This window comes from Parvibaculum sp. MBR-TMA-1.3b-4.2 (assembly GCF_053628815.1).
On the sequence record NZ_JBRJHC010000001.1, the window covers coordinates 219832 to 241317 of the forward strand.

The 21486-nt window shown below is 60.9% G+C and carries 24 protein-coding genes and 2 tRNA genes; 9 read left to right on the forward strand and 17 right to left on the reverse strand.

The window, feature by feature from the left end:
• Window positions 1-7: 7 nt before the first annotated feature.
• The 15 genes from ACSSVQ_RS01200 to ACSSVQ_RS01270 form a co-directional block, all read right to left on the reverse strand.
• Window positions 8-919 (reverse strand): AAA family ATPase, encoded by a 912-nt coding sequence (locus ACSSVQ_RS01200; RefSeq protein WP_454180492.1) that lies wholly within the window; start codon window positions 917-919, stop codon window positions 8-10.
• A 42-nt stretch (window positions 920-961) separates the two neighbouring features.
• Complete coding sequence (locus ACSSVQ_RS01205; protein ID WP_454180493.1) at window positions 962-1759, reverse strand: FAD binding domain-containing protein; 798 nt, start codon at window positions 1757-1759, stop codon at window positions 962-964.
• An 11-nt stretch (window positions 1760-1770) separates the two neighbouring features.
• A complete protein-coding gene (locus ACSSVQ_RS01210; protein WP_454180494.1) occupies window positions 1771-4152 on the reverse strand; it encodes a xanthine dehydrogenase family protein molybdopterin-binding subunit in 2382 nt (793 codons plus the stop codon).
• A gap of 33 nt (window positions 4153-4185) precedes the next feature.
• Window positions 4186-4650, reverse strand: coding sequence for a (2Fe-2S)-binding protein (locus ACSSVQ_RS01215; RefSeq protein ID WP_293329271.1), 465 nt, complete (start codon window positions 4648-4650; stop codon window positions 4186-4188).
• Between the two features lie 149 nt (window positions 4651-4799).
• Window positions 4800-5468 (reverse strand): SRPBCC family protein, encoded by a 669-nt coding sequence (locus tag ACSSVQ_RS01220; protein ID WP_454180495.1) that lies wholly within the window; start codon window positions 5466-5468, stop codon window positions 4800-4802.
• 52 nt (window positions 5469-5520) lie between these two features.
• Complete coding sequence (locus tag ACSSVQ_RS01225) at window positions 5521-7218, reverse strand: Na(+)/H(+) antiporter subunit D (protein ID WP_454180496.1); 1698 nt, start codon at window positions 7216-7218, stop codon at window positions 5521-5523.
• Window positions 7211-7621, reverse strand: coding sequence for a hypothetical protein (locus ACSSVQ_RS01230; RefSeq protein ID WP_454180497.1), 411 nt, complete (start codon window positions 7619-7621; stop codon window positions 7211-7213). The genes ACSSVQ_RS01225 and ACSSVQ_RS01230 overlap by 8 nt, the downstream gene beginning before the upstream one ends.
• A complete protein-coding gene (locus ACSSVQ_RS01235; protein WP_454180498.1) occupies window positions 7618-9135 on the reverse strand; it encodes a monovalent cation/H+ antiporter subunit D family protein in 1518 nt (505 codons plus the stop codon). Before ACSSVQ_RS01235 ends, ACSSVQ_RS01230 begins: the two co-directional genes overlap by 4 nt.
• Window positions 9136-9142: 7 nt before the next feature.
• Window positions 9143-10648 carry a monovalent cation/H+ antiporter subunit D family protein gene (locus ACSSVQ_RS01240; RefSeq protein WP_293329266.1) on the reverse strand — a complete coding sequence of 502 codons (1506 nt, stop codon included), beginning with the start codon at window positions 10646-10648 and terminating at the stop codon, window positions 9143-9145.
• Window positions 10645-11103 carry a cation:proton antiporter subunit C gene (locus ACSSVQ_RS01245; RefSeq protein WP_293329265.1) on the reverse strand — a complete coding sequence of 153 codons (459 nt, stop codon included), beginning with the start codon at window positions 11101-11103 and terminating at the stop codon, window positions 10645-10647. Before ACSSVQ_RS01245 ends, ACSSVQ_RS01240 begins: the two co-directional genes overlap by 4 nt.
• Entirely contained in the window at window positions 11103-11540 is a 438-nt protein-coding gene (locus ACSSVQ_RS01250; RefSeq protein ID WP_293329264.1) for a Na(+)/H(+) antiporter subunit B, read from the reverse strand. The genes ACSSVQ_RS01245 and ACSSVQ_RS01250 overlap by 1 nt, the downstream gene beginning before the upstream one ends.
• A gap of 5 nt (window positions 11541-11545) precedes the next feature.
• The gene (locus ACSSVQ_RS01255; RefSeq protein ID WP_454180499.1) at window positions 11546-12112 is read right to left on the reverse strand and encodes a DUF4040 domain-containing protein; all 567 of its coding nucleotides are present in this window, start codon (window positions 12110-12112) and stop codon (window positions 11546-11548) included.
• Window positions 12112-12552 (reverse strand): monovalent cation/H(+) antiporter subunit G, encoded by a 441-nt coding sequence (gene mnhG / locus ACSSVQ_RS01260; RefSeq protein WP_454180500.1) that lies wholly within the window; start codon window positions 12550-12552, stop codon window positions 12112-12114. Before mnhG ends, ACSSVQ_RS01255 begins: the two co-directional genes overlap by 1 nt.
• A gap of 3 nt (window positions 12553-12555) precedes the next feature.
• Entirely contained in the window at window positions 12556-12849 is a 294-nt protein-coding gene (locus tag ACSSVQ_RS01265; protein WP_293329261.1) for a monovalent cation/H+ antiporter complex subunit F, read from the reverse strand.
• Window positions 12846-13361 (reverse strand): Na+/H+ antiporter subunit E, encoded by a 516-nt coding sequence (locus ACSSVQ_RS01270; RefSeq protein ID WP_293329260.1) that lies wholly within the window; start codon window positions 13359-13361, stop codon window positions 12846-12848. Before ACSSVQ_RS01270 ends, ACSSVQ_RS01265 begins: the two co-directional genes overlap by 4 nt.
• Before the next feature lie 323 nt (window positions 13362-13684).
• Here ACSSVQ_RS01270 and ACSSVQ_RS01275 point away from each other — a divergent pair, with 323 nt between their 5' ends.
• Together ACSSVQ_RS01275 and ACSSVQ_RS01280 are read left to right on the forward strand one after the other, a co-directional pair.
• A complete protein-coding gene (locus ACSSVQ_RS01275) occupies window positions 13685-14269 on the forward strand; it encodes a cold-shock protein (protein ID WP_454184626.1) in 585 nt (194 codons plus the stop codon).
• Window positions 14270-14312: 43 nt separating this feature from the next.
• Window positions 14313-14762, forward strand: a complete 450-nt coding sequence (locus ACSSVQ_RS01280) for a PaaI family thioesterase (RefSeq protein ID WP_454180501.1) — start codon at window positions 14313-14315, stop codon at window positions 14760-14762.
• Between the two features lie 23 nt (window positions 14763-14785).
• On the opposite strand, the gene ACSSVQ_RS01285 is transcribed toward ACSSVQ_RS01280, so the two are convergent.
• Both ACSSVQ_RS01285 and ACSSVQ_RS01290 read right to left on the reverse strand, forming a co-directional pair.
• Window positions 14786-14862, reverse strand: a tRNA-Pro gene (locus tag ACSSVQ_RS01285).
• Window positions 14863-14956: 94 nt separating this feature from the next.
• Window positions 14957-15190, reverse strand: coding sequence for a hypothetical protein (locus tag ACSSVQ_RS01290; protein ID WP_293329258.1), 234 nt, complete (start codon window positions 15188-15190; stop codon window positions 14957-14959).
• 237 nt (window positions 15191-15427) lie between these two features.
• Between ACSSVQ_RS01290 and ACSSVQ_RS01295 the strand changes: the two genes are divergently transcribed.
• From ACSSVQ_RS01295 to ACSSVQ_RS01325, 7 genes are all read left to right on the forward strand, one after another.
• On the forward strand, window positions 15428-15736 hold the full coding sequence (locus ACSSVQ_RS01295; protein ID WP_293329257.1) for an ETC complex I subunit: 309 nt from the start codon (window positions 15428-15430) through the stop codon (window positions 15734-15736).
• A gap of 38 nt (window positions 15737-15774) precedes the next feature.
• Window positions 15775-15851 (forward strand) — tRNA-Arg (locus ACSSVQ_RS01300).
• A 181-nt stretch (window positions 15852-16032) separates the two neighbouring features.
• Complete coding sequence (ptcA, locus tag ACSSVQ_RS01305) at window positions 16033-17055, forward strand: putrescine carbamoyltransferase (RefSeq protein WP_454180502.1); 1023 nt, start codon at window positions 16033-16035, stop codon at window positions 17053-17055.
• A 32-nt stretch (window positions 17056-17087) separates the two neighbouring features.
• Complete coding sequence (locus tag ACSSVQ_RS01310) at window positions 17088-18485, forward strand: APC family permease (protein WP_454180503.1); 1398 nt, start codon at window positions 17088-17090, stop codon at window positions 18483-18485.
• A gap of 58 nt (window positions 18486-18543) precedes the next feature.
• A complete protein-coding gene (aguA, locus tag ACSSVQ_RS01315; protein ID WP_454180504.1) occupies window positions 18544-19647 on the forward strand; it encodes an agmatine deiminase in 1104 nt (367 codons plus the stop codon).
• Between the two features lie 10 nt (window positions 19648-19657).
• Window positions 19658-20563, forward strand: a complete 906-nt coding sequence (arcC, locus tag ACSSVQ_RS01320; RefSeq protein ID WP_454180505.1) for a carbamate kinase — start codon at window positions 19658-19660, stop codon at window positions 20561-20563.
• 146 nt (window positions 20564-20709) lie between these two features.
• Window positions 20710-21438: a tetratricopeptide repeat protein gene (locus tag ACSSVQ_RS01325; RefSeq protein ID WP_454180506.1), complete on the forward strand. Its 729-nt coding sequence runs from the start codon at window positions 20710-20712 to the stop codon at window positions 21436-21438.
• Window positions 21439-21486 lie beyond the last annotated feature (48 nt).

Consider the following 21486-nt stretch of genomic DNA (forward strand, 5'->3'; position numbering starts at 1 on the left):
CCGCGGCCTATTGCGCCGCGCTCGCGGCCATGCGGATTTCCTCGAGAATCCGCGCCGCTTCGCTGCCCTGAACGCGGGCGATGTCGTCCTGATATTTCAGCAGCGTACCGAGCGTGTCATTGACATTATTGGCGTCGAGCGAGAGCGCATTCAGATGGGTGAGGGCGTTCGCCCAGTCCAGCGTTTCCGCCACGCCGGGGCTTTTGTAGAGGTCCATCTGGCGGAGTTGCTGCACGAAGGCGACCACCTGCTGAGAAAGTTCTTCCGGCGCCTGCGGCGCTTTCAGTCTCAGAATTTCGAGTTCCCGTTCGGCGTTCGGATAGTCCACCCAGTGGTAAAGGCAGCGCCGTTTCAGCGCGTCGTGGATTTCGCGCGTGCGGTTCGAGGTCACGATGACGATGGGCGGGTTATCGGCATGGATGGTGCCGATTTCGGGCACCGTCACCTGAAAATCGGAGAGCACCTCCAGCAGATAGGCCTCGAAGGGTTCGTCCGTCCGGTCCAGCTCGTCGATCAATAGCACCGGCGGGCCTTCCACCGCAGGTTCCAGCGCCTGCAGGAGCGGGCGGCGGATCAGGAAGCGTTCGGAGAAGATGTCCTTTCCCAGCTCGTCGCGCGTTTCCACGCCTTCCGCCTCGGCGAGCCGGATTTCGATCATCTGTGCCTGATAGTTCCACTCATAGACAGCGGCGGCGGTGTCCAGCCCCTCATAGCATTGCAGCCGGATCAGCCGGCGGCCGAGCGCCAGCGCAAGCACTTTGGCTATCTCGGTCTTGCCGACGCCCGCTTCGCCTTCCAGCAGCAGCGGGCGGCCCATTTTGAGCGCGAGGAAAACAACCGTCGACAGCGAGCGGTCGGCGACATAGCTGCCGCGCGCGAGCAGATCGACGGTCTCGTCGATGGATGAAGGCAGGGTCATGAACTCAGTCTACCGGTCTGGAACCAAAAGCGTAAACGCCGCTTATCCGGCTGCCTCGACCGCCCGTTTGGCCATCACGGAGATGAGGTGTGCCCGATATTCGGCACTTCCATGCATATCAGTGTTGAGGCCGTCCGGGGATATCTTGACGTTTGCGACGGCATCCGGCGACCAGTTCTTTTCGAGTGCCTGTTCCATCTCGGTTGCGCGGAAAACGCCGTCCTGTCCGGCGCCCGTCACCGCCACGCGAATGCCCCACGGGCCCTTCGATACAAAGACGCCGACCATTGCGTAGCGCGAGGCCGGATTGGCGAACTTCATGTAGGCGGCCTTTTCCGGATGCGGGAAGGTCACTTCCTTGATGATCTCGTCGTCTTCCAGCGCGGTTTCGAACATGCCAGTGAAGAACTCGTCGGCCTCGATCAGCCGCTTCGTGGTGTGGATCTTGGCGTCGAGCGCCAGGCAGGCGCCGGGATAGTCGGCAGCCGGGTCGTTATTGGCGATGGAGCCGCCCAGCGTTCCCATATGGCGGACGGCGGGATCGCCGATATTGTCGGCCAGTTTTGCCAGCGCCGGATTGTGCTTCATGACATCGGCCGAGGCCGCCACGTCGGCATGTTTGGTGCCCGCGCCGATGGTCAGCGCATCGCCTTCGGCCTTGATGTAGCGCAGGTCGGCCAGCGAGCCGATATCGACGAGATCGCTCGGCATGGCAAGGCGTTGTTTCAGCGTGGGGATAAGGGTCTGCCCGCCGGCCAGCAGCTTCGGATCGTCCGCATCGGCAAGCGCTTTCACGGCTTCGTCCAGCGTCTTGGGGCGGTGATAGTTGAACTGGTACATGGGGCTTCTCCTTATTCGGCGGCTGCGCGGGGCTGCTTGGCTTGCAGCGCGGCCCAGACACGCGCCGGCGTCGCCGGCATGGCAATTTCTCGAATGCTGAGGGCGTCCGTCACGGCATTGATGATGGCGGGCGGGGAGGCGATGGCGCCGGCCTCGCCGCAGCCTTTCATGCCGAGCGGGTTCGATGGGCATTCCGTCGGGGTGAAACCGAGCTTGAAGGTCGGCAGGTCGTCCGCGCGCGGCATGCAGTAATCCATATAGGAGCCGGTCATAAGCTGGCCGGATTCCGGATCGTAGATGCCATGCTCCAGCAGCGCCTGGCCGACGCCCTGCGCGATGCCGCCATGGACCTGTCCCTCGACGATCATGGGATTGATGATGGTGCCGAAATCGTCGACAGCGACGAAATTGACGATCTTCGTGACACCCGTATCCGGATCGATTTCGACCTCGCAGATATGGCAGCCCGCGGGGAAGGTGAAGTTCGTCGGGTCGTAGAACGCGCCTTCCTTGAGGCCCGGTTCGAGATCGCTGCCGGCAAAACCATGCGCCGTGTAGGCCGCGAGCGACAGTTCCGCCCAGGCCATGCTCTTGTCGGTGCCCTGTACGGTGAAGGTGCCGTTCTCGAAAACGATGTCGTCCACCGCGGCTTCCATGAGGTGGGCCGCGATCTTCTTTGCCTTGGTTTCGATCTTGTCGAGCGCGCGGGAGATGGCGCTCATGCCGACGGCGCCGGAGCGCGAGCCATAGGTGCCCATGCCGAACTGAACCTTGTCGGTGTCGCCGTGCACGATTTCCACATCGTCGAGCGGCACACCGAGGCGCGAGGAGACGAGCTGCGCGAAAGTTGTTTCATGTCCCTGACCATGGCTGTGCGAGCCGGTCAGTACGTCGATATTGCCGGTCGGGTTGACGCGGACTTCGGCGGATTCCCAAAGTCCCACGCCGGCACCCAGCGAGCCGACGGCGGCGGACGGCGCAAGGCCGCAAGCCTCGATATAGGTGGAAAAGCCGATACCGCGCAGCTTGCCGCGCTTTTCCGCTTCCGCGCGGCGTGACGGGAACCCCTTGTAGTCGATCGCTTCCATTGCAGCGTCGAGCGAGGCTTCGTAATTGCCGACATCGTAATTCATGATGACCGGCGTCTGGTGCGGGAAGGTTCGCACGAAATTTTTCCGGCGGAACTCCGCCGGGTCCATGCCGATTTCCCGGGCGGCCGTTTCCGCAATCCGCTCGATGAGGTAGGTCGCTTCCGGGCGTCCCGCGCCGCGATAGGCGTCCACCGGCGCGGTATGCGTGTAAACGCCGTCCACTTCGACATGGATAGCGGGCAGGTCGTACTGGCCAGACAGAAGCGTGCCGTAGAGATAGGTCGGCACGGCGGCTGAGAAGGTGGAGAGATAGGCGCCGAGATTGGCAACCGTCTTCACGCGCAGGCCCAACATCTTGCCATCGGTATCGAGCGCCAGTTCGGCCTTGCTCAGATGATCGCGCCCATGCGCATCGGACAGGAAGGCTTCGGAGCGGTTGCCGGTCCATTTGATCGGGCGTCCGACCTTCGCCGAGGCCCATGCGCAGGCGGTTTCCTCGGCATAGATAAAGATCTTCGAGCCGAACCCGCCGCCGACATCCGGCGCGATGACGCGCAGCTTGTGTTCCGGCGCCACGCCCACGAAAGCGGAGAGGACGAGACGGGCGACATGCGGGTTCTGGCTCGTGGTCCAGAGCGTGTAATCCCCGGTTCCCTTGTCGAACTCGCCGATGGCCGCGCGCGGTTCCATTGCATTCGGGATCAGGCGGTTGTTTTCGAGGTCCAGCGAGACGATGCGGTCGGCCTTTGCGAAGGCGGCTTCGGTTTCAGCCTTGTTGCCCAATTCCCATTCGAAGCAGGTATTGTGCGGCGCTTCCGGGTGAACCTGCGGTGCGTCTGCATTCTGGCAGGTGGCGAGAGTAACCGTCGCGGGCAGGGCGTCGTAATCCACGTCGATGAGTTCGGCGGCGGCTTCCGCCTGTTCGCGCGTTTCGGCGACGACCATCGCGACGTGATCGCCGACATAGCGCACGGTATCGAGCGCGAGGACGGGGTGCGGGCCGACTTTCATCGGCTCGCCGTCTTTCGAGGTAACGGTCCAGCCGCAGATCAGGCCGCCCAGTTCGTCCTTGGCGATATCCTTGCCGGTGAAAATGGCGAGAACGCCCGCCGCCTTTTCGGCCTCGCTCGTGTCGATGGAGCGGATTTTGGCGTGGGCGTGGGGCGACCTGAGGAAGCTCGCATGCGTTTGACGCGGGCGGTTGATGTCGTCCGTGTAGTGGCCGCTTCCGGTGATGAAACGGAAATCCTCTTTCCGGCGCGCTGGCTTGCCGATACCGGTTTCAGAAATTTCTGCCGTCATGGCGCTCCTCCTCCCCGGATATGTGTCTGCGCCTCAGCGCATTTCGTTCGATGCCGCCAGAATTGCTTTCACGATGTTGTGGTAACCGGTGCAGCGGCAGATATTCCCCTCCAGCTGCTCGCGCACGGTTTCCTCATCGAGGTCCGGTTTACGGCGGATCAAATCGACCGCCGTCATGATCATGCCGGGCGTGCAATAGCCGCATTGCAGACCATGATGTTCCCGGAACGCCTTCTGGACGGGATGAAGTTCGCCATTCTCGGCAAGGCCCTCGATGGTCGTCACCTCGGCGCCTTCGGCCTGGCCTGCCAGCATGGTGCAGCTCTTCACCGCCTTGCCGTCCACATGCACGACGCAGGCGCCGCACTGGCTGGTGTCGCAGCCGATATGCGTACCCGTCAGGCCGAGCGCCTCGCGAATATAGGTGACCAGCAGCGTGCGGGGTTCAACATCGGCACTAACAGACTTGCCATTGACCGTCATTGCGACAACGGACATACGCGACCTCCCGTCGAGTTTGGCCTCTTCTGAAAATTCAGCGGATCGGGCCTTGTAAACCGGCAGCAACGCGCTGCCGACTGAACGAGTCTCTGCTTTCGGTCACTTCTCGTCAAGTTTTGCGGGCCAAACATGCCCGCTTAAGTGGCCTAGAAGCCGATAATCAAAGCGACGACAACCACGGCCAGAATGACGAGCGGTCCCCAAACCCAGGGCGAGATACTGAAACCGGCTTCCTCATCGGGGATAAGAGGCGATCCGGTGGGCGAAATCGCATCATGGTCGGGCGACTTGCCCTCGATGCCATGGGCGGCTTCTTCCACGATTTCCGGCAGCTCGTCGCCTGTGCCTTCGTCGGGCGCCGCTTCAGGTTCCGTCTGGCCGGCGACCTGGGAAAATTTCGAGAAGAATTCTTCCGACATTTTAGCGGCTGTGGAATCGATGAAACGCTGGCCGATCTGGGCGAGCTTGCCGCCGACCTGTGCCTTCACGGTGTAGGAAAGCTTGGTGCCGCCATCCGCGGTGTCCTCGAGCGATACGTCCGCGGACCCCTTGGCGAACCCCGCCGCGCCGCCGGACCCTTCGCCGGAAATCGTGTAGCCGTTCGGCGGATCGATATTGGTGAGCTGCACCTTGCCCTTGAAGCGGGCGCTCACGGGGCCGACCTTGGCTTTCACGGCGGCTGCAAAGGCGTCATCCGCCGTCTGTTCGACGGTTTCGGCGCCCGGAATGCACTGCTGCAGGACGGCGGCGTCGTTGAGCGCAGCCCAGACTTTTTCGCGCGGAGCCGGGATCGTGTATTCGCCTGACATTTCCATGGGTGCGTCTCCTTATTTCGATTGCCTGTTTTTCCGCCAGCCGGAGCAGACGTCAAACATAGGTGAGTAGCACGGTCATACCAAGGATCACCGCAACCCAGAGGACCATCGATCCGCTGGGCCAGGTGCGGGCAAGCGGGCCATGGGGCCCGTGGGTTGCGTATATGCCCCGGATGAGACTGGTGACGTAATACTGGGTGAGCTGGCCGGCGGCCTTCCAGATGGTGCCGATCATGGCGGCGAAAAATCCGACAATAATCGGAAGCATGCGGCGGTAGATCCAGTCCGTATCGAGATTCACCGCGCGGATTTCCGCCGGATAGAGCCGGTAGCGGATGAGCAGCGCGAAGGCGAGCCCGGCGAAGATCAGAAGCTGGAGCTGCGTGACCACATGCGTCGTGGTGTAGGGCACATAGGCTTCCATCTTGTAGGGGAGGTACTGGTAGAGCAGTCCCGGAAACACGCCGATGCCGACGCAGAAGGCGGCGGCGATGCCCATGGCGAGCAGCATATGGATCGGCGCTTCCTTCACCCGCCAGCCATTGTCATGCGCGAAGAAGGTGAAATAGGGGATCTTGATGCCGGAATGTTCGAGCACGCCGACCGAGGCGGTGATGAGCGCCAGCCAGATGAAGAAATACCCGTTATCCGCACTGGCGGAGAGAATGAGGCTCTTCGAGACGAAACCGGAAAAGAGCGGGAAGGCGGAAATCGACATCGCGCCGATGATGCAGAAGACCATGGTGAAGGGCATGGACTTGTAGAGCCCGCCAAGCTCGGAGGCTTTCGAGGTGCCTGTGCGATACATCACGGCGCCCATGCTCATGAACAGGAGCGCCTTGTAGAGGATGTGACAGAAGGCATGCGCCACCGTGCCGTTCAGCGCGAGCGGCGTGCCGATACCGATGCCGACCACCATGAAGCCCAGCTGGTTGTTGAGGCTGTAGGCAAGCACACGGCGGAGATTGTTTTCGATGGCGGCGAAGAAGACCGGAAAGAGCGTCATGACCGCGCCGATATAGATCAACAGTTCGGTGCCGGGGAAACCGCGCGCCAGCGCATAGACCGCTAGTTTGGTCGTAAAGGCGGAAAGCGTCACCGTGCCGGTGATGGTGGCGGCGGGATAGGAGTCCTGCAGCCAGTTATGCAGCAGCGGGAAGGCGCATTTCACGCCGAAGGCGATGAAGATGCACCAGGTGGCGGTGCTGCCGAGCGTCATCGCATTAAAGGCGACCGAGCCCGTGTCGCGATACATCAGGACAGTACCGGCCAGCAGCAGCACGCCGGAAAAGACCTGAATGACCAGATAGCGCATGCCCGTCCGGTAGGAGCCTTCGGTGCGCCGCGCCCAGATCAGGAAGACGGAGGCGATGGCCGTGCCTTCCCAGAAGACGAAAAGCGAAACGAGATCGGCGGCGAAAACCGCGCCGATGGCGGAGCCCGCATAGAGCAGCGTCGTCACTTGTTGAACGCGGTCGTCGACATGCCACGAATAAAGGAGCGAGATGAAGGCCGCGATCGAGAAGATCAGCGCGAAAATCCATGACAGGGCGTCGATGCGCAGCAGGCCGATATGCAGTCCGGCCGCGTTGAAGACGGCATAGTCCCCGTAGGGAAGGTTGCCAATCAGCGCGAAGGCCAGCACCGGTACGGCCAGCATTAATGCCTGCCGAAGCTTGCCTGCGGGAAGAAACGGGATGGATATGGCGCCAAGGCCATAGATCAGCGGCGGCAGGAGGACCTCATTCATGTGCGGAGCCTCCTCCGGAAATGCCGCCCGGGCGGTTGGCTCTGTCGCTCAGCGAACCGGGTATCAAGGTCGAGGGATCGCTGCCTGCCGGCCGTTCGTCTTCCACCTCGGTGGAATCCTGCGCGTAGTACCCCTCGGGACGGCGGATGATCAGACGCAGTCCTTTCGCGAGGAAGATAACCGTGGCGTAGGACACGAAACCATAGACGGCGTAGATGAAGGGGATTTCCTCGATGTGGAAATAGGCGTGCTTGTGATAGGCGAAATCTGCAAGCGCGAGCGCAGCGCAGATGGCCAGCAGCACAATGAGAACCCGCTTTCCGGCGCCCGGTTTTTCCACCCATAGCAGCTTGCGGGAGAGCCAGTGCATGTCGTCGGGCGAAGTGTCGTCATGCGATGTCATGGCGTCGGCACCTCCGGCAGGATGGGTATGTGCAGCAGGAACTCATAAAGCGGGCCGATTTCAAAAACGAGGAGAATGCAGAGGAGGGCCGTCAGGCAGAGCGGCAGAACGCAGAGAAAGGGGGCTTCCCGCCAGCGCTTGCCATCGTCGGCCGCCGCGGCGCCCAGCGAATGAGCGGCAACGGGTGAGGGCGCGAAAAATCCCCGGGCCACGATGGGCATGAGATAGGCGATGTTCAGCAGCGAACTGACGAGGAGAACGCCGATCACCGCCAATTGACCGGAATTGGCCGCGCCCAGCATCAGATACATCTTGCTCCACGCACCGGCGAAGGGCGGCAGGCCGATAATGCTGATCGAGGCGATGGTAAAGGCAATGAAGGTGAAGGGCATTTCGCGGCCCAGCCCGTCGAGTTCGCTGACCTTCTTCTTGTGGGTCGCGACATAGATGGCGCCGGCGCACATGAAGAGCGTGATCTTGCCGATGGCGTGGGTGACGATGTGCATCGTGCCGCCGATAATCCCCATCTGCGTCGCCATCGCCATGCCGAGCGTGATGTAGGAAAGCTGGCTGACGGTGGAATAGGCAAGCCGCGCCTTCAGATCGTCCTTGGTCAGCGCGATGATGGAGGCGATTAGGATCGACGCCGATGCCAGCCAGACGAGCCATTGCGACGCGTCGGTCTGAGACAGGTAATCCACGCCGAAAACATAGACGCCGACCTTCAGCATGGTGAAGACGCCGGCTTTCACGACGGCCACGGCATGGAGGAGCGCACTCACCGGCGTTGGCGCGACCATGGCCGAGGGCAGCCAGCGATGGAACGGCATAAGCGCCGCCTTGCCGATGCCGAAGGCGAAGAGCGCCAGCAGGACCGGTACCAGGGCTGGGTCCACGTGACCGGCAATGAAGCCGCCGGGCTGGAAGTCCAGTGTGCCCGTGGCGCTCCACGTCCAGATGATCGCCGTCAGCAGGAACAGGATCGACGTCGACATCAGGATGGCGAGATAGGTGCGCGCGCCGCGACGCGCCTCATCGGTCTGCTTATGCGCCACCAGGGGATAAGTCGACACCGTCAGCACTTCATAGAAGATGAAGAGCGTGAAGAGGTTTGCCGAGAAGGCAATGCCGATGGCGGCGGCAATAGCCAGCGCATAGCAAATGTTGAATCGCGTCAGATGACGCTCGTTTTCCGCGCGCATATAGCCGATGGAGTAGATCGCAGCGGGGATCCACAAACCTGAAGCGACCAGCGCGAAGATCATGCCCAGTGGTTCGATGGAAAAGGAAATCACCAGACCGGGCATCACCTCGAAGAGGGAGACGGACGGCGTTTGTCCCGCATTGAAAAGACCGAGCAGATGCAGAACAGTCAGGAAGGTCAGGACGGCTGCGATGACGCTCGAGGCGTCGCGCAGGTTCGGCATGCGGGAAAAGGCGGCGATAAACAGAGTGACGATCAGCGGAATGCCGATCGCCAGAAGGATGCCCGTGCTGCCGTCGATTGCGATCATGCGTCCCTCACTGCCAAATGATGTTGGACGCGGAAATAAGCGTCGAGGCGGCACGGCTTGCCGCTGCACTGGTCAGCGCGGCATGCGTGCCGAAATAGACGGTCGCGGCGGCCAGCACCCACATGGGGATAATCATCGCGAGAGGCGCTTCCTTCGCCTTGCTGTCGGGCGACGGAGAGTGGAGGTAGAGCGTTTCCACGATGCGCCAGACATAGGCGACGGCAATGAGCGACGAGAGCACGATGGCTGCGGCGATGGGCCACCAGCCGAGCTCCAGCGCCGCCTGCACGAGATACCATTTGCTGACGAAGCCGACGGTGAGCGGGATACCGATCAGGCTGAGCCCGCCGACCACGAAGGCGGCACTCGTCCAGGGCATGGCGCGGCCGAGGCCCTTGAGATCGGAAATCTTGCTCGATCCCACGCTGTAGACGAAGGCGCCGGCAACCATGAAGAGCGTTGCCTTTGTGACTGCGTGGTTGAAGAGATGGATGACTGTCGCCATTACGCCGGTCTGCGTCATGAAGGCCGTGCCGAGCAGCATGTAGCCCACCTGCGCGATACTGGAATAGGCCAGCATGCGTTTCAGGTCGGTCTGGAATACCGCGACCAGAGAAGCTGCGAACATGGCGAGAAGCGCCAGCGGCAGCAGCACATATTGCAGCGTCGATTGCTGATAGGCGTAATCGAAGCCGAAAATGCCGAACATGAAGCGCAGCAGCACATAGACCGCGACCTTGGTCGATGTCGCGGAGATGAAGACGGATACGGCCGAGGGCGCGAAGGTATAGGCGTTCGGCAGCCAGAGATGCAGCGGGAACATGGCGAGCTTCAGGCCGATCCCGACCAGCACGAAGGCGAAGCCCATATGCAGCATGCGCGAGTCGCCGCGCAGGGTGATCTGGTGGGCGAGGTCGACCATGTTGAGCGTACCGGTCGCCATGTAGAGAAGACCCAGGCCGATGACGAAGAAGGTCGCGCCCACAGTGCCCATGATCAGGTAGTTATAGGCGGCCGTCAGGGCGCGCCGGTTGCGCTCCGCGCCTGTCGCGACCAGGGCGTAGGTCGAGAGGGAGGATATCTCCAGAAAAACGAACACGTTGAAGGCGTCGCCGGTAATCGTGACGCCAAGCAGGCCCGTCAGGCAGAGCAGCAAGGCCGTGTAGAAGAAGCCCTGTTTCTCCTGAGGTATCTCCTGCGCCACGCTCTTCACGGCGTAGGGGAGCGTGACGACCGCAATGCCGGACACGATCAGCAGGACGAAGGCGTTCAGGACGTCGACCCGGTATTCGATACCGATCGGCGGCGCCCAGCCTCCCAGATGATAGGAGATGACGCCGCCATCCAGCGTCTGCGAGAGCAGGGCTGCCGAGATCGCAAAGCTCACGATGGCGACGATGAACGCAATGGTCCATGCCAGGCGCCCGCGGTTGAAGATCGCGCAAATAGGCGCGGCCATCAGCGGTATCACGACCTGAAGGGCCGGCAGGTTTTTGGTAATGAGATCGATCATTTCCCGCCGGACTCTCTCTTGTTCACGCTAGCCTCTCCGGAGACCGGGATCGCGTCATCGCCTTGTTCCGCGAATTCGAGCTTTTCTTCGATTTCGGTGAGTTCGTCTTCCTCGATGGTCCCGAATTCCTCTCTGATCCGCACGACGAGTGCCAGGGCCAGAGCGGTCGTCGCGATGCCGACCACGATGGCGGTAAGGATCAGGACGTGAGGCACGGGGTTGGAATAGACGGTGTTCGGATCGCCCGTCAGGATCGGCGCCGTCCCGCCCTCGATCTTGCCCATCGATATGTAGAGCATGAAGACCGATGTCTGGAACAGGTTCAGGCCGACGACCTTCTTGATGAGATTTCCCCGGCTCACCGTGATGTAGAGGCCGGTCATCATCAGGATGACGAACAGCCAGTAATTGTAGTGACCGATGATGAATTCGAGATCGAAGACGACTTCCTGCATCACCAATCCTCATCCTTGAGTTTGGGCGTGCGGGAAGCGAAGGCGACGAAAATGCCGATCATGACGGAAGCCACCGTGATGCCGACCCCGAGTTCCACGATAAGGATTCCCCATTCCTGGGCGTGGTGTCCGCCATGTCCGATGGCCTCGTAATCGAGGAAATTGTATCCGGCGAGCAGCGCGTAAAGACCGGTTCCGGCATAAATCAGGACGCCGAGGCTCATGGCCACGCGAATGAAGGATGTCGGCAATACGTCCGTCATCGCTTCGACGCCGAAAACCAGCCCGTAGAGGATAAAGGCGACGGCGAAGATGACGCCGGCCTGAAAGCCGCCGCCCGGTCCGTAGTCTCCGTGCCACTGCACGTAAAGCGCATAGACGATGATCGGGGGGATAAGAAGTTTGGAAACGACGCGAAGGATAGAGTGATGATCCATTTGCTTCACTCCTTGCCCGAGCGTTTTTGCTTTTTCCGGCTGAACGAGCCGAGCAGCAGGACCACGGCGACGGCCGCTGTGAAGATCACGGTGGTTTCGCCGAGGGTGTCGTATCCGCGATAGCTGGCCAGGATGCCCGTGACGATGTTCGGCACACCGATTTCCTCGGGCGTGCGGGCGATATAGTCGGGTGCGACATGCTCGTGGATGGGCGCTTGCGCGGTGCCGAAAGCGGGCATGTCGAGCGTGCTGTATACGAGTGCTGCGCCCGTTACCAGGCAGACGAAGATCGGCAGGATCGGCGACCGCTTGGTGCTTTTCTCGCGGGTGACGGTAAGCGCCATGGTGCCGAGCATCAGGACGGTGGAAATGCCCGCGCCGACGGCCGCTTCGGTGAAGGCGACATCCACGGCGTCCAGCGCCACGAAGAGACCGGCGGACAGAAGGCTGAAGACGCCCGACAGCATCGCGACGGCAAAGAGGTGCCGGACCCTGACGATGGCGATCGCCGTCATGACGAGAAAAGTGAAAAGCAGGACGTTGATAACGGCTGCCAGGGAGATGCCGGTCATCATGCGCTTCCCTCTCCGCTGGAGGATTTGCTGGGGGCCGCGGGCTCGCTTTCGGGCAGCATGCTGCGGTAGGGAATTGCGGCAGTCGGGACGTCGCTCAGGGTCTGTGCCGTCTCATCCTTCTTCAGATCCTGCGGCCTCAGCCCGGCAACGAAAGCCGCATTGCTGACCGCGTGGGTGGCGGTCGGGCTGGTGATGAAAAGCAGAAAGGCTATGAGGATCAGTTTGAGCGTCGCGATGTCCCAGCCGGTCTGGAACATCATGCCGATCAGGATGATTTCCGCCCCGGCAGTGTCGATCACGCCGGCTGCGTGAAGGCGGGACCAGAAGTCGGGCAGGCGAACGATGCCAAAGGCGCCGACGAGCAAAAAGAAGCTTCCCGTCGCGAAGGCGATGCCAGTGGCAATATTGCAGGCGAGATCGAGGAGGCTCATATCCATCACTCAGGCCTCCGGCCCGTCTTGGCTGCCCAGGCCGCGCCCAAGCGCGCGGTAGCGGAAGAATTTCAGCACGGCGATGGTGCCGACGAAATTGATCAACGCGTAGAGGAGGGCGATGTCCAGAAAGTCCGGGCGCTCCGTCAGAAAGCCGATATAGCCGAGCAGGAGAACGGTGAGCGTGCCGAAGGAGTTCAGCGCCAATACACGGTCGTAGAGATCGGGGCCGAGATAGAGCCGGGCGAGGACAAGCAGCATGGCAACGACTAGGGCAGCGGTGCCGGCAATGAAAAGGATCATCGGTGGCGTACCTCTACTTCGGTCACTTTGCCGCCCATCTCTTCGAAGCCGTCGGCGCCGGTGAAATCTTCCGTCAGAGCGTGGACAAGAAAGGCGTCCTTGCCGGTTTCGACGGTGATCGTACCCGGCGTGAGCGTAATGGAATTGGCGAAAATCGTTCGTCCCATCTCGGTCGACTGGTTCCACGGCACCCGTATCAATTGCTGGGAGAGCTTCATCTCCCGGGCCAGGATGACGCGGCAGACGGCGACGCTCGCCTTGAAAATCTCTACAGCGAGCCAGACCCAGTAGAGGACAAGCGCGGGCCTGAGCTGAACGGGCACGGCTTCGTCGTCCAGCAGGCGCATGCGCGCGGCGAGATAGACAGTAAAGAGAACGGAAGCCAGTCCCATTGCGAGGAGAAATGGCGTGAAGTGTCCCGAAAGGGTGAGCCAGAGCGCTATGAGCGCGATCGTCAAGCTGATGGCTTTGACCATTTCGGTACCGGCGTCCTGCTGGATGCAGCGCAGCATAGCGGTTCCTCGAAGGCGCATGCAGGCTGCTAATGGGATGTTGTTGCGATGCGAAAAAGATTCCCGCTGCGACACGCTAATATGCACAGTCGCCCTATGGGGGGCAAGGAACCCCAGATGCCGTCTGCGGTTTTAGGCGCCCTCTAAATATACAAGAAGCGGTTTTCGAGATTGGCTTTGGCTTTACTGCCGTCGTATCGCTGTTATAGTTTTTTCATGTTGAGGGGGATCGTGGGGAGGATCCACGGACCAGAACGAAGTCCCGGCTTTTCTGAGCAGAGGCCATTCTGTCTTGGAGCGCCGGATCGGTAATCGTGGCTGGGATGGAAGAACGGTTGGAGAGTACGGCGGAATCCGTCGATAACGCATTCGAAGTATCTGGCGTCGTGAAGTGGTTCGATGCGGTCAAGGGGTATGGCTTCATCGTCCCCGATGACGGCAGAGAGGATGTACTTGTTCATCTGTCGTGCCTCAAGCAGGCAGGCAGGGAAATCCTCGAGGAAGGCGCGACCGTCTCCTGCGAGGCGGTCAAGCGGCCGAAAGGCAATCAGGCAATCCGGATACTTGAAGTCGATGAGAGTACTGCCGTGCGCAGCGCCTCGTCGCAGGTTCCCGCGCGCAATCGATCGCCGGCGTCGGCCGTGGTTGCCGTGGGCGAGTACGAAATTGCCACGGTGAAATGGTTCAACCGCGCCCGGGGCTACGGCTTCGTAACGCGGGGGGACGGAACGCCGGACATTTTCGTGCATATGGAGACGCTGCGCCGTCACGGCATCCGCGATCTTCTCCCCGGGCAGAATGTAAGCGTTCGGTTCGGCGAAGGTCCGAAAGGGCTGATGGTGGCTGAAATCTCGCTTCCGGAAGGCAATGGAAATGGGAATGGCAACGGGTCGGACCATAGCGTCTGATCTTGTATAAGGCCGTATCCATTTTCCGGGAGATGAGTTGAGTATGAGCCGCGAAAAGCTTTCCGAGGATGATTCCGCCTATGACGACCCGCCTGAAGGGTTTGTCCCTTCCGGTACGCGCGGTCCCTACACCACGCATAATGGACCCTTTTTCCACAAGGTGACGGAAGACGGTTTCTGGCACGGTGTGCGTGTGAGGGAGCGGCACTGCAATTCCCGCGGCATCACGCATGGCGGCATGCTGATGGCCTTTGCGGACGGGTTGCTTGGCACCGCGGTCTTTCGCGAAACCCACACAGTGGCGCTCACCATCCGGATGACGTCGGATTTCCTGTCCTCCGCCCGGCCCGGCGACTGGCTGGAAGGAACGGCGCGCGTCGTCAAGGCGACGCGATCGGTCTGTTTCTGCGAAGCCGATCTCTATGTGGGAAGCCGTCCGGTCCTGAAGGCCAATGGCATCTTCAAGCTTATGCAGAGGCACAAGGAAGGCTAGGGGAGTGGCCCGCGGCCAGAATATGGTCGGGGCGGCGTGATTCGAACACGCGACCCTCTGCTCCCAAAGCAGATGCGCTACCAGGCTGCGCTACGCCCCGACGGCTCCACTTGGTGGAGACCGTTCCAATACACCCGATTGCCGCGTCGCGGCAACCGGCCAGAAAGGCCATGGATAGCGATTGCGCGGCGAGATCAGGCGGCTGCCGCCAGGATGGCCGAGTGAACCTCGTTCTCGCCCAGCCAGTAGGCTCTGCTGGCGAGGCGTTCTACCCTGTCTGCTGGCCATACGTCCCGCCCGCTCCGGGCAACCGGACCGGCGAGATCGAGGATGCATTCGATATCATGCCCGTTGAAGCCCTTGTTTTTCAGAAAGGCCTCGGTCTCGATACGGTCAAGATAGACGGGTGTTGAGATGGCGTGTGCCATGGGGGACCTCCTTCCGTCTCTGTCTTTCGTTTCCTAGGCGTCGGGGATGTCAGGGGTATGACGCCCTTGAGACTTATTGCTGTCAGGGCTCCGCAGGCTCGCTTTGCGGGGTTCCCCGGGACGGTGAACGGCGTCCAGATGGTTCTTGTGGCTTGCAAATCTGACCTTATTGAGGCCATAAGATGCAAATTCGGTAGGTTTCGGAATTCAGTCTGATCGGATCTCGGGAGTTTGGATTTGGCGCACGTTCGCATCTATAAGCCGGCCAAGACGGCCATGCAGTCGGGCCGGGCCAAGACGAAGAAGTGGGTTCTCGATTTCGAGCCATCCGCGAGGCGGCAGGTTGAGCCGCTTATGGGATGGACCAGCTCTCCGGATACGCGCCAGCAGCTTCGGTTGAGTTTCGAAACGAAAGAAGAGGCCGTTGCCTACGCCGAAAAGCATGGGCTGGCCTATCGCGTTTTCGAACCGCATAGCGCCAAGGCTCCGGCCAAATCCTATGCAGAGAATTTCAAGTTCGGCCGCAAGACCCTCTGGACGCATTGATCGCCGTTCCTTGCCGGGCCGCCTCCGGGTGCATCTTCGGTCCCGTAGCTCAACTGGATAGAGCACTCGCCTTCTAAGCGAGTGGTTGCAGGTTCAAGTCCTGCCGGGATCGCCACTCGCTCTTCTTTTCCGTTTCACCCTCAATCTGCCAGTAGTTTGCTGTGCCGCAGAAGATGCGGTGAGCGGTCATCAGTATTATTGCGGATACAAACGCCCCGGCCGCGGATGCATCATCGCGTCAACCTTCCGGTACCCCCCAAAAAAACACCGGAATCTTCAGGCAATGGAGGCGCGGCGTGCTTAAGCATTTCATTCAGACACAGGATTTCTCCAAGGAAGAACTGCTCAGACTTATCGAGCTCGTTCGCTTGCTCAAAAGAGCCGACAAGGAGGGGGCCTGCCCGAAGCTGCTGTCGGGCGCTTCTCTGGGCATGATCTTCGAGGAACCGTCCACGCGGACACGCGTATCCTTCGAAGTGGCGATGACGAAGCTCGGCGGCCATGCGCTTTACCTGCGGCCCGGCGAGATCCATATGGGCCAGCGGGAATCGATCAGCGACACCGCCAAGGTCGTATCCCGCATGGTGGATGTGATCGAGGCGCGCACGCTCAAGCATCAAACCGTTCTCGATCTCGCCAAATATGCAACCGTGCCGGTTCTCAACGGTCTCACCGATTACAATCATCCCACCCAGGTCGTTTGCGACGTCTTCACCATGATGGAGCATGCGCCCAAGGGTAAGAAGCTGGAAGACTTCAACGTCACATTCGTCGGCGATGCCACGAATGTCTGCTCGTCGCTGATGATGATTTGCACGCATCTTGGGATGTCTTTCACCCATGCGGCGCCGAAGAAGTATCAGCTCTCGGACGAGATGCGGAAGATCGGCGAGGAGAACTGTGCGCAATCCGGCGGCAGGCTCACTATCACCGACGATCCCGTCGCCGCCGTTTCGAATGCCGACTTCATTTACACCGATCTGTGGTGGTGGGTCGGGCAGGAAGACGAAATCCCCGAGCGGCGCGATGCCTTCATGCCGACATACCAGGTGAACGCCGACCTTGTTTCCAAGGCGCCGGACACCGTGAAGATCATGCATTGCTTGCCGGCTTCCCGGGGTGTCGAGGCAACAGACGAGGTGCTCGATTCCGATAAATCGGTGATTTTCGATCAGGCGGAAAACCGTCTTCATACTGAAAAAGCGTTGCTTGTCTATTTCGTGTATCCGCGCCTCAAACGTGCGTCGGAAGCCCTCGTTGCACATCACCAAGGCGAGATCGAAGCCTTTTTGGGAGCTGATGGGGCTGTTGGAGAGTGAGTTCGGCTGAAAAACAAACGGGGTACTAGATAATGTCGGAAAATACCGCGGGACCGGGCGCGAATGGCGCCGGTGGGTTCAAGAAGGTGCTGAAGGGGCTGGATATGACCCTTTTCACCGTTTGCGCAATTCTGGTGATCGACCAGTTGGCTGCTTCCGCCGCTATCGGCGCGCAGTCGGTCTTCTGGTGGATTTTCACCATGATCCTTTTCTTTATCCCCTATGGCCTGATCACGGCGGAACTGGGCAGCACCTATCCCGACCAGGGCGGTATCTACGCTTGGGTGAGGCGCGCTTTCGGTCCCAAATGGGGCGGGCGTACCGCATGGCTCTGGTGGATCAATGTCGCTCTCTGGCAGCCCTCCGTGTTCATTCTGTTCGCCGGTATCTTTGCCACTCTCTTCTTTCCGGGACTGCCGCTCTGGTGGCAAATCGGGATTGCGGTGGTGCTCACCTGGCTCGTGGCGTGGATCAACATCATCGCGCTCGATGTCGGTAAATGGGTGCCGAATGTCGGGGCCATCTTCAAGGTCGCAATCATGCTGACCATCGGCATTGGCGGCTTTGTCTATGCAGGCCAGCATGGCGTGGCGAATGAGCTGACGCTGCAGAGCATGGCGCCGAGCTGGGGCGTGACGCTCGCCTTCCTGCCGGTCATTGTCTACAACTTCATGGGCTTCGAGCTTATGTCCGGCGCAGGCGCCGAGATGAAGAATCCCGCGCGGGATGTGCCGCTCGCCATCATTGTGTCCGGCGTTCTGATCGCGGCTTTCTATCTGCTCGGCACCATCGGCATCCTGATCGCGCTGCCGCTCGACCAGATCAATCTGGTGGAAGGTATCATCGACACGCTTCGTCAATTGCTCGGCGACAGCGGGGCAGGGCAAGCCGCCGTTTATGTGCTGGGTGTCATGGCGCTCTACACCTTTGTCGCAAACATGGTGACATGGACGCTCGGTGCGAACCGGTCCGCCGCTGAGGCCGCCGGTGACGGTGCGCTGCCGCCCATGTTCGAAAAGCTGCATCCCGTTCACAAGACGCCCGCCTCGGCGGCGATTGTGACGGCGGTGGTCACGACCGTCGTGATCGCGATCTACGGTTTCATGGCGGCCGATGCAGAGGATCTGTTCTGGACGCTTTTCGCCTTCTCGTCGGTTGTGTTCCTGTTGCCTTACCTTCTGATGTTCGCCGCCTTCCTGAGGTTGCGGGCTGTCGATGCCGACCGGCCGCGCGCCTATCGCGTGCCGGGTGGCAATGGCACGGCCTGGGCCCTCTCGCTTGTCTGCATGGCGTTCATCGTTCAGGCGATCGTGTTCTTCATCTATATTCCGGGCGATTTCGACTGGAACTATGCGATGTCGATCGTTGCCGGTGTCGTTGTGACGCTGATCGTCGGTGAAGTGCTGATCCGGATGGGTAAAAAGGTCTGAACTGCTTCAAGGTGCCGGGCCCCGGTGGGCCCGGCATCCGTTCTTTTTGGAGAGTGCTATGAGCAAACGCCTGCAAACCACCCCCCGCGCCGACGGCTTTCGCATGCCGGGCGAATTCGAACCTCATTCGGGATGCTGGATGCTGTGGCCCGAGCGCCCGGACAATTGGCGCCTCGGTGCAAAGCCGGCCCAGACCGCGTTCGTGGCGGTCGCCGAGGCAATTTCCACCAGCGAGGCCGTCACGGTGGGTGTTTCTCCGCGTCAGTACCAGAATGCACGGGCCATGCTTCCGGCGAAGGTGCGGGTCGTCGAAATATCCAATGACGATTCCTGGATGCGGGATTGCGGACCCACTTTCGTCACCAATGGGGATGGCGAAATCCGCGCCATCGACTGGATCTTCAATGCATGGGGCGGGCTGGAAGGTGGCCTCTATTTTCCATGGGATCAGGACGATCTGGTGGCGCTGAAAGCGGCCGAGATCGAAAAGATGCACAGCTATCGCGCGCCCATCGTGCTGGAAGGCGGCTCCATTCACGTCGACGGCGAGGGCACCTTGCTGACGACCGAGGAATGTCTGCTCAACAAAAACAGGAATCCCGGGCTCTCCCGCAAGGAGCTCGAAGACGTGCTGGGCGAGTATCTGAATATCAGCAAGGTGATCTGGCTGGAGCGCGGGGTCTTCAACGATGAGACGAACGGGCATGTGGACAATATCGCCTGCTTCGTGGAGCCCGGCGTCGTGGCGCTGACATGGACGGACGATAAATCCGATCCGCAATACGAGATTTCGCTCGATGCCTATGAGCGATTGAGCGCGGCGACGGATGCGCGCGGCCGCAAGCTCGAGGTCCACAAGATTCACCAGCCGTCGCCCGTCCTGATCACCGCCGAAGAATCGGCAGGCGTCGATGTCGTCGAGGGAACTCAACCCCGGCGCGAGGGCGACCGGATGGCCGCATCCTATGTGAATTTCTACATCGGGAATTCGGTCGTGGCCGTCCCGGCCTTTGACGATCCGATGGACGAGCGGGCCGCCGAGACGCTTCGCAAGCTCTTTCCTGGTCGCCAGGTGGTTCAGGTGCCCGCGCGCGAGATTTTGCTTGGCGGCGGCAATATCCATTGCATCACGCAACAGCAACCGGTGGGTATCGCCGGATAGGTATCGAGCCATGCGGATTGTCGTTGCCTTGGGCGGGAATGCTCTTCTGAAGAGGGGTGAACCGCTGACGGCGGAAAACCAGCGCCGGAACATGCGCGAGGCGGCGGGGCAGATCGCCGCCATCGCGAAAGGCCATGAACTGGTCCTCGTCCATGGCAACGGGCCGCAGGTCGGCCTGCTCGCGCTGGAAGCGGATGCCTATAAGGACGTGCCTGCCTATCCGCTCGATATCCTCGGCGCGGAATCCCAAGGGATGATCGGATATGTCATCGCGCAGGAGCTTCAGGCCGAGCTGACGGATCATTCGATTGCGACGCTCATCACACGGACCGAAGTGGATGGCGACGACCCCGCGTTCCAGTCACCGACCAAGCCCATCGGACCGGTTTACACCGCGGCGCAGGCAGAGGAACTGGGCGCGGCGCGCGGCTGGGCCATGGTGGAGGAAGGCAAATCCGGTTGGCGGCGTGTCGTCGCGTCGCCGTTGCCTCGCGAGATTGTGGAGCTGCCCGCCATTTCTGCGCTGCTTGCCTCCGGTGCGATGGTGATTTGTGCGGGCGGCGGGGGCGTTCCGGTCGTTCCACAGGATGGCGGGGGGCTTTCCGGGGTCGAGGCGGTGATCGACAAGGATCGGGCGGCGGCTTTGCTGGCGCACCGGCTCAAGGCGGACCGGCTGGTGATTCTGACGGATGTCGAAGGCGTGTTTGCGCATTGGGGGACGCCCGATCAGGAATTGATTACGGAAATAAATGCCACTGAGGCGGATGGCTCCGGCTATGCCGCAGGCTCCATGGGCCCCAAAGTGGAGGCCGCCGCCTATTTCGCTCTGGAAGCAGGAAAAACCGCCTCTATTGGCAGCCTTTCTCAGGCATTGGCGGTTTTCGACGGCAGTGCCGGGACCCATATCGTTCCCTAGAAATGTGACTTCGGCTGCGTGACCTGTCTTTCAGTCGGGTAACCAAGGTTTAAGTTGCACCGTCCGGCCATGACTTTCATCCTTCATGGAAGGGATGATGTGCTGCGCCTTATGCACACTGGAGAACGAGCGGAGGAGACGAAAACATGCGCAAGGAATCGAGCGGGTCGGCCAGGCAACGCCAGGATGTACTGACCGCGCTGACGGTCGCGGCCGCGGCTTTGCTGCTCGCCCTGTCGCTGAACTTCGTGCAGCCGGCTTTTGCGTCCGCCGACAAGCCGATCACCACGGCTGCCCAGGTGAAGGATGCCAGTGAGGCGTCCGGCCAGGACCTGTATCACCGGGGCTACTACAAAGCGGCGATGAAGGTCTGGAAGCGCGCGGTGGAAGAAAAGAAGGATCCGGGTGCTGCCTTCCGTCTGGGCGAGGAGTATTTCGACGCCAAGGTCGTGGACCGGAGCATCACCGATGCCGTGAAATACATGATGATCGGCGCGGATGGAGGCGATCCTCGCGCGCAGATGGATCTCGGTACCTATTACGACAAGGGATGGGGCGTGAAGCGCGATCCGAAGCTTGCGGCCAAGTGGTACAAGGCGGCGGCGGATAACGGCAAGCCGGATGCGCAATACAATATCGGGACCATGTATGAGGACGGCGAGGGCGTCGAAAAGGACCAGAAGCTCGCCTATGCCTATTACCTCATGGCCGCCAAGAACGGTTTTCCCAACTATCCGGCCGAGGCGATCAAGCGGCTTTCGAAGACCATGGAGCCCGCCGACATCAAGGCGGCCTCGAAAATGGCGGCGAAAATGCTGAAATCGCAGCCGCAGGAACCGCTCGCACCCGCTGTCGAGGCGGAGTCCATGAAATAGATCCGCGGCATTTTCTGTTCGCAGCATCATCCCCGGCCATGCCGGGGA

What these genes read in the sequence shown, in the direction of transcription:
- ACSSVQ_RS01220 (WP_454180495.1), bottom strand. Translation starts at nt 5,468, where the DNA reads ATGGAAATGTCAGGCGAATACACGATCCCGGCTCCGCGCGAAAAAGTC.
- ACSSVQ_RS01270 (WP_293329260.1), bottom strand. Translation starts at nt 13,361, where the DNA reads ATGCTGCGCTGCATCCAGCAGGACGCCGGTACCGAAATGGTCAAAGCC.
- ACSSVQ_RS01310 (WP_454180503.1), top strand. Translation starts at nt 17,088, where the DNA reads ATGTCGGAAAATACCGCGGGACCGGGCGCGAATGGCGCCGGTGGGTTC.
- ACSSVQ_RS01280 (WP_454180501.1), top strand. Translation starts at nt 14,313, where the DNA reads ATGAGCCGCGAAAAGCTTTCCGAGGATGATTCCGCCTATGACGACCCG.
- ACSSVQ_RS01215 (WP_293329271.1), bottom strand. Translation starts at nt 4,650, where the DNA reads ATGTCCGTTGTCGCAATGACGGTCAATGGCAAGTCTGTTAGTGCCGAT.
- ACSSVQ_RS01210 (WP_454180494.1), bottom strand. Translation starts at nt 4,152, where the DNA reads ATGACGGCAGAAATTTCTGAAACCGGTATCGGCAAGCCAGCGCGCCGG.
- aguA (WP_454180504.1), top strand. Translation starts at nt 18,544, where the DNA reads ATGAGCAAACGCCTGCAAACCACCCCCCGCGCCGACGGCTTTCGCATG.
- ACSSVQ_RS01240 (WP_293329266.1), bottom strand. Translation starts at nt 10,648, where the DNA reads ATGATCGATCTCATTACCAAAAACCTGCCGGCCCTTCAGGTCGTGATA.
- ACSSVQ_RS01205 (WP_454180493.1), bottom strand. Translation starts at nt 1,759, where the DNA reads ATGTACCAGTTCAACTATCACCGCCCCAAGACGCTGGACGAAGCCGTG.
- ACSSVQ_RS01325 (WP_454180506.1), top strand. Translation starts at nt 20,710, where the DNA reads ATGCGCAAGGAATCGAGCGGGTCGGCCAGGCAACGCCAGGATGTACTG.
- ACSSVQ_RS01200 (WP_454180492.1), bottom strand. Translation starts at nt 919, where the DNA reads ATGACCCTGCCTTCATCCATCGACGAGACCGTCGATCTGCTCGCGCGC.
- ACSSVQ_RS01265 (WP_293329261.1), bottom strand. Translation starts at nt 12,849, where the DNA reads ATGATCCTTTTCATTGCCGGCACCGCTGCCCTAGTCGTTGCCATGCTG.
- ACSSVQ_RS01250 (WP_293329264.1), bottom strand. Translation starts at nt 11,540, where the DNA reads ATGGATCATCACTCTATCCTTCGCGTCGTTTCCAAACTTCTTATCCCC.
- ACSSVQ_RS01235 (WP_454180498.1), bottom strand. Translation starts at nt 9,135, where the DNA reads ATGATCGCAATCGACGGCAGCACGGGCATCCTTCTGGCGATCGGCATT.
- ACSSVQ_RS01275 (WP_454184626.1), top strand. Translation starts at nt 13,685, where the DNA reads ATGGAAGAACGGTTGGAGAGTACGGCGGAATCCGTCGATAACGCATTC.
- ACSSVQ_RS01290 (WP_293329258.1), bottom strand. Translation starts at nt 15,190, where the DNA reads ATGGCACACGCCATCTCAACACCCGTCTATCTTGACCGTATCGAGACC.
- ACSSVQ_RS01230 (WP_454180497.1), bottom strand. Translation starts at nt 7,621, where the DNA reads ATGACATCGCATGACGACACTTCGCCCGACGACATGCACTGGCTCTCC.
- mnhG (WP_454180500.1), bottom strand. Translation starts at nt 12,552, where the DNA reads ATGGATATGAGCCTCCTCGATCTCGCCTGCAATATTGCCACTGGCATC.
- arcC (WP_454180505.1), top strand. Translation starts at nt 19,658, where the DNA reads ATGCGGATTGTCGTTGCCTTGGGCGGGAATGCTCTTCTGAAGAGGGGT.
- ACSSVQ_RS01225 (WP_454180496.1), bottom strand. Translation starts at nt 7,218, where the DNA reads ATGAATGAGGTCCTCCTGCCGCCGCTGATCTATGGCCTTGGCGCCATA.
- ACSSVQ_RS01245 (WP_293329265.1), bottom strand. Translation starts at nt 11,103, where the DNA reads ATGCAGGAAGTCGTCTTCGATCTCGAATTCATCATCGGTCACTACAAT.
- ACSSVQ_RS01255 (WP_454180499.1), bottom strand. Translation starts at nt 12,112, where the DNA reads ATGACCGGCATCTCCCTGGCAGCCGTTATCAACGTCCTGCTTTTCACT.